The following is an 11,598-nucleotide window of genomic DNA, read 5'->3' as shown; positions in this document are numbered from 1 at the left end:
ATCCTTCGCTCTTGGCGTAATAACTGGGATGAACTAGCTACCTTTTTTAAGTATCCGCCAGAGATTCGCAAGCTCATTTACACAACCAACATTATTGAAAGCTACCATCGTCAGCTTCGAAAGGTAACGAAAGGAAAAAGCATCTTCCCAACGGACGAAGCGCTCTTAAAGATGCTCTATTTGGCCACCATGGACGTCACTCGAAAGTGGACAGGCCGCGTCCAAAACTGGGGTCAAATGCTGCTCCAGCTGTCTGTTTTCTATCCAGATCGCATCGGCCAGCATCTGCGCTGAAAATTTTTCTCCCCTCGGGGAGAAGTCTTTTAAAAGAGTTTACACAAAAGATTTGACAGACCCCCGTTTCGTTTAAATTTTTAGAGAAACATATTAAGGGTTATTATGATACTGACGGAATATGAACATTGGAGAGTCACCCAAGAATGTACGACCTGAGAGCTTGATCTTCAGAGGGATTTCAAGGAAGAAGGGTTCGGAAAATGTTACACCACTAAACTGTAAATCAGAAGGAGAAAAGATGAAACCCATTCGTAATTCAGCCAAGGCAATCATTATTCAAGAAGGCAAAGTACTATTAACCAAGAATCAAGATGAACAAGGATTCTTTTATTTGTTTCCTGGAGGCGGTCAAGAGTCTGGCGAGGAATTAATAAATGCAGTATTTCGTGAATGTATGGAGGAAATAGGTGCAGAAATCATAGTCAATGACTTACTATATGTAAGAGAATATATTGGTAAGAATCACGAGTTTGCTGAATGGGATTTCAATATCCATCAGGTGGAGTTTTATTTTATGTGTCAGCTGAAGGATCCTCATACGAATATATCCAATGGAATTAATCCGGATTCTTACCAGGTAGGCGTAGAGTGGGTGGAGCTTGAAACCATCGAAGAAATAAGACTTTATCCAAAGAAATTAGGAATCATCATTAAGAACAAAATAGAATCGCGAATATATATCGGGGATGTAAATTAACTAGCATTGATAATATCTCGAAGTAGGCAGTATCGTCGTTAACTAGGAAGAAAACCCCCGCAACTGACATCAGAAATATAATAAGTTCTTTTTTGAAGGGAGCGATTATCATTCATATAAATTACAGGGAAGCAGTTCTCCAAGACGAAATGGAACTATTTAATTTAGCTGCAAGTCTTGCTACAAGCTATAAAATAAATATGAAAGATTACTCGAGGATATTCAAAGATCTCTTATGTGATAAAAATGCTGATGTTGTAATCGCAGAAACGGAATCAAGAATAGTTGGGTATGTTCTAGTTTTTCATCACTCAACCTTTTATGCAAATGGACTCATTAGTTGGGTGGAAGAATTATTCGTTTTAGATGATTTTAGGGGAATGAAAATCGGGCAAAATTTGATGGAACGAATTGAGGAAAAAGCATGCAAGCGTGAATCCAAGCTGGTTGCCCTAGCCACGAGAAGAGCCAGCGGATTTTACAAGGCCATAGGATATGACGAGTCCGCTACATATTTTAAAAAGAATTTATCTACATAAGATGAACAAAAGAAACACACAGCCCAAGCGGAGAAAGCGGACCCTTCTGGAGAAACGAAGTGTTCGCCTTTGCAGACGGATTCTTACCCCTATGGGGCTAAGAATCGAAAGAATCTGGCTGCAACAGCGATTGGAAGAGGGGTCTGCTTTTGCAGCGCCTCTTTGCTGTCATGATGTTTAGTTCATTTTATATAATGAATAAAACAGGCATACTTATGAAGATCATGCTTTCAAAGTTCAACAATTTGTACAGCGGCCTGAGGGCCGCTTTTTTACAACAAGAATAGCAATTTACTAGAATGATAAAATGGAATATGATGGGATTGCAGGGGCTTACAGATTGGGAAATGGCGGCGGCAGTAGTAATCCGTAAAATCATATTGTTATTGATACCCAAATTTCTTTTTAACGCCTACTAAGTCAACAAAAATACCTGCCGCGAATGTTTTTGGTCCGGATGATAAATTTCAGGGAGTGGTGAAGGAGGATATTGCATGTCAATTGAAATTCTAAGTAAAGAACTTGCTGAAACCATGGAAAAATCTGAAATCGATTATATGGTCGATAGGATGAAAGCGATAAGAGAGCGTCTTAGCAATCCAATGGGGATTGAAATAATGAAGTTCGGTGGGGCAACAGCACTTTATAGTAAAGAAATGCCTTGGCCTCAATTTAATACAGTAAAGGGAATTAGCATTAATGAGCTTAATTTGTTGGATGAAGTCATTGATTTTTATGAGAGCAAGGATAGTCAATTGCAATTTGAGCTTGTACCGTCTAAGGCAAATAAGGAACTAATGAAGGCGCTACATGATCGAGGTTTTTACCAGTCAGGTTTTCATGCTACACTATACGGTCAATCCGAATATATAAGAACATATAATGAGTCCATTACCATTCGTGAGTTGGAAGAGGACGAAATTCATTTGTATGCTGAGATACATTGTCTTGGTACAGGTTTATCTGTCTCTGGAAAAGGCTTTGTAGCGGATAATAATATTGTTTTATTCAATCGGAAGGGTTGGAAATTTTTTGTTGGATTTGTTAATGGTATTCCTGCAGGAGTAGGTGTGATGTACATGAATGATGGAATCGCTTCTTTAACATTTGCGACAACTTTAAATGAATACAGAAATAATGGTGTTCAAAGAGCATTGTTAGAGAGAAGAATATCAGAAGCGGCGAGTAACAAGTGTGATTTGGTAATTGGTCAAACATCATATGCCTCAACTAGTTTCCGAAACATGGAAAGAACAGGTATGAAGCTTGGATATACAAGAGCAACATGGGTAAAGGGATAATGATAAGCGAATATAGTTGGATTTTTATTGGATGACAAGAAAGTCTGGGAACCCTGAGGGGGAAACGGATCCCGAGAACTATATTCCGAGTAAAGACAAATTTGAATATTTTATTGGTTTGGAAGTCTCTGAACAGTATGAGATACCGGTGGGAATGGTATGTAGAACGATTCCAGCTAATGAATATGTTGTATTTACTTTCAAGGGAAAGGCTGACAATGCAGGTAGAGTACACAAGAAGTCATACACAAATGGAAGCGTTTCATCTAAAGTTTAGACAACACTTCATTTATTAGAGATGGAGGTTAACAAGGTTGGTTCAGAAACAATACGACTTGACGATTGAAATTGTTAATGAACATACACAAATGCATGCTAAACAACTAATTCTGGATGGAATGGAAGAACATTTTGGTTTCTTGGGCACAGCTCTGAATCCAGACCTTAATAATATTATAGACAATTATTTAATGCAGGGTAATACATTTTTAGTAGGCTTAATACGAAATGAAGTGGTATGTAGTGGGGCATTGATCGCCGTTGATGATAATACAGGAAGAATCGTCCGAATGTCGGTCAAGAAAGAATGCAGAAGGTACGGATTTGCAAGTAAAATGATAGGTGCATTAGAAACGATAGCAGAAGAAAGAGGATATACAAAAATTATACTTAAAACGTTATACCATTGGGATGATGCTGTTGGTTTTTACATAAGCAAAGGATATACAAAAGGCGATTTAAATGGTGAGAGTATAACAATGGTTAAAACACTTTACATGAACAAGATGAAGGGAGATATTTGATGAAGAGAAAATGTGCAGATCGGCCTGACTGGCTTAGAATTTTGGAAAAAGAATATAAACAACTATATGTGAATGACGATTCTTATCGCGGTTACATCACTTATCTTCACTTACGTAAGGTTAGAGAACCTTTATTGGTTACCTATGATACTAAGGACATTTGTATTGTTGATGACGGATTCAAATGGTTGATGTATTTTCCACAGGAATCGGGTTACTCCGTGACAACAACATTTGATAGTCATGGAAATATAGTGCAGTGGTATTTTGATATCATTAAGAATCAAGGTTTAACAAATGAAGGTATACCTTATATAGATGATCTTTATCTAGACTTGGTTCTTCTTCCAGATGGGACTTTATATGTTTTAGATGAAGATGAGCTTGGGGAAGCGTTAGATGCAAAGGAAATATCTAAGCACGACTTCGATAATGCCAACGTAATTCTGAGTGATTTAATAGAATCCATAAAGAGCCATACAAACTATGAAATCAAAGATTGTAAGAGACGGTTTGAACTAATGAATACGCTATAGACCTTGCGTCATCTACAGTAAAAAGTCAGTGAGGAATCGTGATTTAGGTGCATTTAGAGAGGAGAGAAGTCGGTATAATGAAGGCAGTGCTATTTGATATGGATGGAGTTATCATCGATTCTCATTCGGTTGCTGGTCAACTTTTACATGAAGCTGCAAATAATTTGGGCTGTAATCTTTCTGTTAAGGAGATTCAGCTGTGGGGAAGTTTAAGTTCACGTCAATTTTGGCAAAAGATAAAGCAAGAATTCAAGTTGTCCCAAGATATCACGGAACTCATTCACACGTATGATGTAGACCGCGAAATCAATTTATATAGGGAAATAGGTTTAGTAGCGGGCGTAAGAAAGCTATTAGAAGATCTAAAAGAACATGGAATATATACCGCTTTAGCAACAAGTGCATCAAGAAAAAGAATGAATGCTGTATTAGATATATTCAGTATTGAACAATTATTTGATAAATGTCTTTGTGACGAGGATGTATCCGTATCTAAACCGGATCCTGAAATATATTTAAAAGCATGTAGTGAATTAGCTCTTAAACCCAATGAATGTGTTGTAATTGAAGATTCAACGAACGGTAAAACTGCTGCTCACCAAGCGGGAATGAAATGTATTGGGTTTAAAGGTTTAAAACACGTAAACGAAGATATGAGTGGCTGCGAGTTGATAATAGATGATTTTGGAGAAATAGATACCCATAGGTTAAGGTCACTTTTCCAATAATTCAAAGATGGGTTAACATTCCATTTAATAAAGGAGCACCCCATTGAAAACCTTATTTACTTACAATTGGCAGGTCAGAGATGAATGGTTGCAAGCTTTTGAATCAATATCTGAAGTAGAATTGTTAAGAGATCGAAAAGCAGGGGTGGGATCCATTCTCAAAACCCTTTTTCATATCATAGATGTTGAATATAGTTGGATAAGAGCAATCAAAAATGAACCAGATCTTGCATTACAATATCACGAGCACAATAATCTGAAATACATTAGAAATTTGTCAGACAAACTAAGATTAGAGAACAAAGAACTTATTGATCATTGGTCTACTCATATGGAATTTGAAGTCGTTAAACCTTCATGGATGGATAAATCTTTTTATAAGGGCGAAATTTTAAGACATATTGTAGTTCATGAAATTCATCATGTTGGACAGCTATCGATTTGGTCCAAAGAACTAGGGATACAAGCTGTTTCCTCAAATTTTATTGGAAGGGAATTCATGGGAAGATAATTATGCATAAGAGACAACTACCAGATGTCATTAATAAATTTGAATAAATATACAGAAAGAAGGTATCGTAAATGAATTTGGGCTATCAATTGAATATGCCAAGGCAAATTATTTATGGTCAAGGTGTTTTTGAACAACTTGGCTCTATAGCAGGGAATTTAGGTAAAAAGGCACTCATTATTAGTGATCCGATTATGGAGAAGATTGGCGTTGTCGCACAGTGCCAGGGCTTCCTCAATGCTATTTCTATGCCATATGCCACATTTACAGGTGTACACACCGAACCCACCGATGCGTATGTGGACTTGGGCTTGGAGCTATGTCGGAGAGAGCAATGCGATTTCGTCATTACAGTGGGTGGTGGAAGCTGTATAGATACAGCCAAGGCCGTTGCGGTGATGATGAATAACGACGGTTACATTGGAGATTATCGGGGAAACAACCGTTTCTCGCAGCCACCACTACCCTTAATTGTCATTCCAACGACAGCCGGGACGGGCTCGGAGGTAACGAAAGTAACGGTCATTATTGATACGACTCATGATGTGAAGATGATGATCTCTCAGCCGGAGCTGCTGCCGCAGATTGCGATTGTAGACCCATTGCTCACCTTATCCTGCCCACCTCATGTAACGGCTGCCACGGGTTTAGATGCATTATGCCATGCCATAGAAGCCTATTTGTCCCGTAAAGCTCATCCGATTACAGATACGTTTGCTTTAGGAGCCATTAAGCGAATCATGGAAAACCTGCCTGCAGCCTATGTTAACGGTCAAGACCTTGAAGCCCGTGAACAGATGGCAATTGGCTCCATGATGGCTGGTGTGGCCTTTTCCAATGCTTCGGTAACTCTGGTTCACGGAATGTCGCGACCGATTGGTGCCTTATTCCATGTACCGCACGGGATTTCGAATGCGATGCTGTTATCTGCTGTATTGGAATTCACGAAGCCGGCTGCCGAATCCAAAATGGCTGAGATCAGCAGAACAATTTGGCCTCATGTAAGTGATCTTACGGTTGAGGCACAGGCAGAGGCATTTATCCAAGAAATTAAGCATTTATGTAAGCAATTACATATTCCAAACCTTAGAGGCTGGGGAATCGATGCCGAGCAGTTCGTTCAGGTATTGCCCAAGATGGCAGCTGATGCGATCAACAGCGGAAGCCCCGGAAACAATCAACGGGTACCCACTGAGCAGGAGCTAATTGAGCTTTACCAAATCTGCTATGACTACGACATCAACTAAAAATTGAGGCGCGAAACATATTTATGGTAGATTAACCGAATTAGTGAATGTATGCTCTGATAGCAATACGGTATAAAGCATGAGTGCTCTACGATCACTTATTAAGAAGAGCTTGGAGAGTCAGTATAGTTACAAGAGCCACACATCCTAATACCAACATGGACAAAAACATTTGAAAGTAATATAACATCAAAATCCCATCCTTTGAGTAATCTTTTCTAATAGATTAACAGATAGAAGTTGAAAAGTTGCTCGAATAACGGTGTCGTTCAATGACAAGTTCTGGACCAACCGCTTAACTTTACGGCGATCTATCAGAAATAAATAGGCGTGTATGGCTCAAGTGAGTTGGGTATTTCTTAGAGAGGACTGATTATATGTTTTTTGTAAATTCAAGAGCGATAATTGAAAGAAATTATAATAATGAAAAACAAATTGTAATCCAAACAAGAAGTAAACCCAACGAACCATTAAAGATTGAATTGCCCGGAGGAAGAATAGAGCCCTATGAATCATTAACCCAAGCTTTGAGAAGAGAGGTTAAGGAGGAAACCGGACTAGAAATAACTGAAATTGAAGGAGAAGAGACAAGAATAGATACGGTTGGTATCAATCCCGAATTTGAAGTCGAATGTATAAAACCTTTTGGCGCCTATCAAACCATAAAGGGCCCCATTGATTCAGTAGGGTATTATTTTAGATGTAAAGCGGAAGGAGAATTATTAAAGAACGGAGATGAAACGACAGATATAAGATGGATTAACATTCATGAGTTAAGCGACTTGATCAATAACAGCCCATTACAATTTGCAAATGTGGATCGCGCAGGAATCATTTATTATTTAAAGCAGAAAGAAGGAAACTGGTAGGGAGGGTAATCAATGACGATTTTTTACTTGGTAAGACATGGGGAACCCGATTGGAAGTTTAAGGACGAACGGAATTTAAAAGGTGCCATGAGAGACTATGTTCCTTTGACAGTGAATGGAGTTGAGCAAGCAGAGCAAGCGGTTAATAATAACCTTTATTTAAAAGACTGTGAATTGATCCTTTCATCACCCTATACAAGATCCTTGCAAACTGCTGCCATTATGAATAGATACCTGGGAAAGCCGTTGCAAGTAGAATTTGATTTGCATGAGTGGACCCCAGATAATTGGCAATCTGCCACGGTCAAGGAAATAGGTGAGTTATGGAGCGATTACATGAAACACAATGGCTGTCATCCTCCAGGAGAAACTCGGCTATGGGAAACGAGAGAAAGCTTGCTGAATAGGACAAGTAACGTATTAAAGAAATATGTAAATCATTCAAAAGTTATGGTGGTTTGTCATGGAATGGTAATTGCAACTTTAATGGAATTAAGTTCGGAGGATGTCAATTTATGCGGAGTATATGAATATGTTATAAATCAATAGGGGGTGATCATTGATGATCATTGGCTTTCATCATGCTCAAATTACAATCCCAAAGGGACAAGAAGAGAAGAGATCCATTTGGAAACCGGATAGAATGTATTCAACCCCTATCAATATAGTTAAGGACTTTCAATCAAATGGTTAAAAGTGATTTTTTACAAAAGCGTCTTATACATTCAAAAGTAAGCCATACAGCTGCATCGTTTTTCATTCTCGCTTGCAGCTCTTTTTCTTGATCGACTTGTTGAAAATGTGCTTCGAGCGTTGCTTCCAGACAGTTCCGAAGATCATTAATGATATTCACATAAGGGGAATAGTCGTCTAAAAATCCATCAGCTTTATCACGGCTTTTAACAATGATAGAGTCAGCTTCGTGATCGGTTATTTTGTAAGTTTCTTTCAACAAATCCTTAACCCCGTTCAGAACCTCGTCATCCTCAAAAAAGTCAGATAAAATCATTGCATTCCCTCCCCAGGTGAGATTAGGATCATGTTTTTGTTGAATAACAACATTGTGCAAACCAGCTAGCTATACAAGTATCATATCAAACTTTAATGAATAAAAGTTATAGTTAGTTGTTGAAAAATAACACTGTGTTGTTATGTTATAATAATATCAGTTCCTTATATCCTGGGGTGATCCTTGATGTTATCAGACGATATTTTAAAAAATAATGAAATACAGTTTAAATACAGAGATATCTCGGTATCGAATTATCCGGGCTTTTACCACTATCACAGAGGCATCGAAATTTTATTCATTCATCAGGGTAAAGGGCATATCTTTATGAACCGTAAAATGTACGATTTAAATTCTGGCTGTATTGTATGTATCCAACCGTTCCAGCTTCACCGCTTGAATTTTGAAGTAAGCGATCAGATTCCGTATGAACGCACGGTAGTGACCTTTGAGCCTTCTACCTTTGCCCCTTATTTTAAAAGCTTTCCGACCCTCTATCGTTTCTTTGAACATATATGGAAGGATGAGCTCTCGAATCAAGTATTTCCGATGGACAGCGGAGCCGCTTATATGTCAGATATATTTGAACGCTACGTTTCTAAAATGTCGGGTCGGCATGGAAACGAGCAGCTTGAAGCTGCTTCAATATTAATCATCCATATTTTGGATTATTTGAAATCGTTGCTTGAGGATGTGCAGCTTCTGGGCGCTCCTCGTACGGAACGTAATGCAGAAAAAATTATGCAGTGGGTGGAAGAACACTATACAGAGCCTTTTGAGCTTAGTCAATTAGCCGATGAGCTTCATCTTTCCAGATATCATGTTTCTCACTTGTTTCGTAACGAGACCGGAAGCAGCATTACAGACTATGTAATCGCTCGTAGAATCAGACAGGCTTGCTGGTTGTTAAAAACTGAATCGATAGCCATTGAGCAGATTGGATTACAAGTGGGAATGCCTAATTTTTCTTACTTCTGTCGTATCTTTAAAAGAAATATTGGACTGACTCCCAAACAGTACCGCGATAGCTTTATTTAAAAATAACTACGCGGCCGTATTAATCCGCCGAAATGAACGGAAAACCTGGCCGCGCAGTGTGTGATTAGTTAGTTGAACAGCTTGGCATATTTACCATAGCCGCGTTTATCAAGTTGTGCTGTTGGAATAAATTCCATGGATGCAGAATTCATGCAATAACGCAGACCTGTAGGCTTGGGTCCGTCTTCAAACAGATGACCCAGATGGGAATTAGCGTATTTACTACGAACCTCTACACGAATGTCCCCCAGGCTGATATCCTCTTTAGTCACAATATTACCCGGTTCAAGCGGTTGAAAAAAACTCGGCCAACCGGTGCCTGAATCATATTTATCCTTGGAGCTGAATAGGGGTTCACCAGAGACGATGTCGACATAGATGCCGTCTTGTTTATTATCCCAATATTCGTTTCGGAACGGTGTCTCGGTACCTTCGTGCTGTGTGACATCGACTTGAAGCGCGGTCAAAGTTTTCAATTTTTCGGCCTTGTTGACATTTTTGTATGGCTCTGCTTTTGGTGTCAGCTTCACCTGAAGATCAGCTCCCCATATTTTACTGAAGTATGCGTCCCGCCCCGAGGCTTTGCGGTAGCTGTTATAGTGGTCGGGATTTTTCAGATAGTAGTCTTGATGATATTCCTCGGCTTTATAAAAGGCAGAAGCGTTTTTGATTTGTGTCACAATCGGCTTATTAAATCGCCCAGATTCGGATAGTGCTTTCTTGGAAGCTTCGGCTAGCTGACGCTGCTCCTCATTAAGAGCAAAAATCGCTGTTGTGTATGACTCGCCGCGATCGAAGAATTGTCCCCCGTTATCTGTCGGATCAATCTGCCGCCAATACACCTGCAGCATTTCTTCATAGTTGATAATACTCGGATCATAGCGGATTTCTACGGATTCCAGGTGGCCTGTCGTTTCGGTGATGACATCTTCATAGGAAGGTTTATCGAGGTGCCCGCCTGTGTACCCGGAAACAACGCTCAGCACACCAGGAATTTTTTCGAATGATGATTCCATACTCCAAAAGCAACCTCCGGCAAAAAGGGCAATGTCTCCTAACACGTTGGAAGAACGAGACGTTGCTGCTGCCGCATAGGCTGGAGCCGAACCAGCCTCATTTTTTCGAAGCCAAATGCTTGGAGCATATACAGTGACAATCAAAAGCACAAGTGGGGTCGCCAAAAGAATCCATTTTCTCATATTCATCGTATCGATCACCTCCGGACCATCTACCACTATTATAAAGCCAATTCCTTACAATAGTCTTACGTATTGTCTGCGTCTAAGGATTACTTTCGATATTTTTTCGGATGCTCAGCCCACAAATTCAACTTTTTTATGTATTCAGTCCAGAGAGAGGACGAAAGTAGGGACATTTAAAGCTTGTGATATAATGGAAATAAAACGAATTGAGGTTTTCTGCGTGAATCTATACATCGCGCTGCTCCGCGGCATCAATGTGAGCGGACAAAAGCTGATCAAAATGGTTGATTTAAAGCAGATGTTTGAGCAAATGGGCTTTGGCAAAGTTCAGACATATATCCAAAGCGGCAATGTTCTTTTCGAATCGGAAGAGTCTGAAGCAGCTTTGAGATTGAAAATTGAGCAGCGGATCGAGGAGGTATTTGGCTTTGTCGTCACGGTTGTTATCAGAACGATTGAACAACTGGAGCACATTGCTAAGCATTGTCCATTCGTGGCCAATCCATCGTCTCAGATAGAGAAGGTATATATTGCTCTACTGTCTGAGAAACCGTCTGAGGATAAGATAGCGAAGCTGCTGCTCTGTACGAGTGAAATCGATGAGTTCCAGCTTTCCAGTTCAAAGCTTGAGGTATACATCTTATGTCGGCAAAGCGTTCGCAAATCAATATTTACAAACAATTTTTTGGAAAAAAAACTGGGGGTGGCAGCGACCACTCGTAACTGGCAAACTATGAGCAAGCTTACCATGCTAGGAAAAGCTCTGGTAGAAGAAGGCTTATAAGCTGTGAAGCTTGAACAGCTGGAGGAATTCGTAGATG

General features: G+C 39.5%; 16 protein-coding genes. 14 read left to right on the top strand and 2 right to left on the bottom strand.

Annotated features, from left to right (window positions below):
• The 12 genes from BM210_RS28035 to BM210_RS27980 all read left to right on the top strand — a co-directional run.
• On the top strand, window positions 1-294 hold a 294-nt coding region (locus tag BM210_RS28035), incomplete at its 5' end, for a transposase (protein ID WP_143101113.1).
• A 241-nt stretch (window positions 295-535) separates the two neighbouring features.
• The gene (locus tag BM210_RS28030; protein WP_091175660.1) at window positions 536-994 is read left to right on the top strand and encodes an NUDIX domain-containing protein; all 459 of its coding nucleotides are present in this window, start codon (window positions 536-538) and stop codon (window positions 992-994) included.
• Window positions 995-1,086: 92 nt separating this feature from the next.
• Window positions 1,087-1,533 (top strand): GNAT family N-acetyltransferase, encoded by a 447-nt coding sequence (locus tag BM210_RS28025; protein ID WP_218184984.1) that lies wholly within the window; start codon window positions 1,087-1,089, stop codon window positions 1,531-1,533.
• Between the two features lie 494 nt (window positions 1,534-2,027).
• On the top strand, window positions 2,028-2,834 hold the full coding sequence (locus BM210_RS28020) for a GNAT family N-acetyltransferase (protein WP_091175658.1): 807 nt from the start codon (window positions 2,028-2,030) through the stop codon (window positions 2,832-2,834).
• Window positions 2,835-2,865: 31 nt separating this feature from the next.
• The gene (locus BM210_RS36330) at window positions 2,866-3,111 is read left to right on the top strand and encodes a GyrI-like domain-containing protein (protein ID WP_091175656.1); all 246 of its coding nucleotides are present in this window, start codon (window positions 2,866-2,868) and stop codon (window positions 3,109-3,111) included.
• 37 nt (window positions 3,112-3,148) lie between these two features.
• The gene (locus BM210_RS28010) at window positions 3,149-3,637 is read left to right on the top strand and encodes a GNAT family N-acetyltransferase (protein WP_256224100.1); all 489 of its coding nucleotides are present in this window, start codon (window positions 3,149-3,151) and stop codon (window positions 3,635-3,637) included.
• Window positions 3,637-4,173: a DUF402 domain-containing protein gene (locus BM210_RS28005; RefSeq protein WP_091175655.1), complete on the top strand. Its 537-nt coding sequence runs from the start codon at window positions 3,637-3,639 to the stop codon at window positions 4,171-4,173. Before BM210_RS28010 ends, BM210_RS28005 begins: the two co-directional genes overlap by 1 nt.
• Window positions 4,174-4,250: 77 nt before the next feature.
• Window positions 4,251-4,901, top strand: a complete 651-nt coding sequence (locus BM210_RS28000) for an HAD family hydrolase (protein ID WP_091175653.1) — start codon at window positions 4,251-4,253, stop codon at window positions 4,899-4,901.
• A gap of 43 nt (window positions 4,902-4,944) precedes the next feature.
• Window positions 4,945-5,412, top strand: coding sequence for a DinB family protein (locus tag BM210_RS27995; protein ID WP_091175651.1), 468 nt, complete (start codon window positions 4,945-4,947; stop codon window positions 5,410-5,412).
• Window positions 5,413-5,483: 71 nt separating this feature from the next.
• Window positions 5,484-6,659, top strand: a complete 1,176-nt coding sequence (locus BM210_RS27990; protein ID WP_091175649.1) for an iron-containing alcohol dehydrogenase — start codon at window positions 5,484-5,486, stop codon at window positions 6,657-6,659.
• 377 nt (window positions 6,660-7,036) lie between these two features.
• A complete protein-coding gene (locus BM210_RS27985) occupies window positions 7,037-7,528 on the top strand; it encodes an NUDIX hydrolase (protein ID WP_091175647.1) in 492 nt (163 codons plus the stop codon).
• 12 nt (window positions 7,529-7,540) lie between these two features.
• Window positions 7,541-8,077 (top strand): histidine phosphatase family protein, encoded by a 537-nt coding sequence (locus BM210_RS27980; RefSeq protein WP_091175645.1) that lies wholly within the window; start codon window positions 7,541-7,543, stop codon window positions 8,075-8,077.
• A 133-nt stretch (window positions 8,078-8,210) separates the two neighbouring features.
• Here BM210_RS27980 and BM210_RS27975 read toward each other — a convergent pair whose 3' ends face one another.
• Window positions 8,211-8,537 carry a hypothetical protein gene (locus BM210_RS27975; RefSeq protein WP_091175644.1) on the bottom strand — a complete coding sequence of 109 codons (327 nt, stop codon included), beginning with the start codon at window positions 8,535-8,537 and terminating at the stop codon, window positions 8,211-8,213.
• A gap of 186 nt (window positions 8,538-8,723) precedes the next feature.
• Between BM210_RS27975 and BM210_RS27970 the strand changes: the two genes are divergently transcribed.
• Window positions 8,724-9,575: an AraC family transcriptional regulator gene (locus tag BM210_RS27970; protein ID WP_091175642.1), complete on the top strand. Its 852-nt coding sequence runs from the start codon at window positions 8,724-8,726 to the stop codon at window positions 9,573-9,575.
• 68 nt (window positions 9,576-9,643) lie between these two features.
• Here the strand turns inward: BM210_RS27970 and msrA are convergent, their stop codons facing one another.
• Complete coding sequence (gene msrA, locus BM210_RS27965; protein ID WP_091175641.1) at window positions 9,644-10,780, bottom strand: peptide-methionine (S)-S-oxide reductase MsrA; 1,137 nt, start codon at window positions 10,778-10,780, stop codon at window positions 9,644-9,646.
• Between the two features lie 217 nt (window positions 10,781-10,997).
• Between msrA and BM210_RS27960 the strand changes: the two genes are divergently transcribed.
• Entirely contained in the window at window positions 10,998-11,561 is a 564-nt protein-coding gene (locus BM210_RS27960; protein WP_091175663.1) for a DUF1697 domain-containing protein, read from the top strand.
• The last annotated feature ends 37 nt before the right edge of the window (window positions 11,562-11,598 follow it).

The sequence above is a fragment of the Paenibacillus sp. 1_12 genome (genome assembly GCF_900114475.1).
Taxonomy (GTDB): Bacteria; Bacillota; Bacilli; order Paenibacillales; family NBRC-103111; genus Paenibacillus_S.
This window is presented reverse-complemented; position numbering and strand designations above follow the sequence as displayed.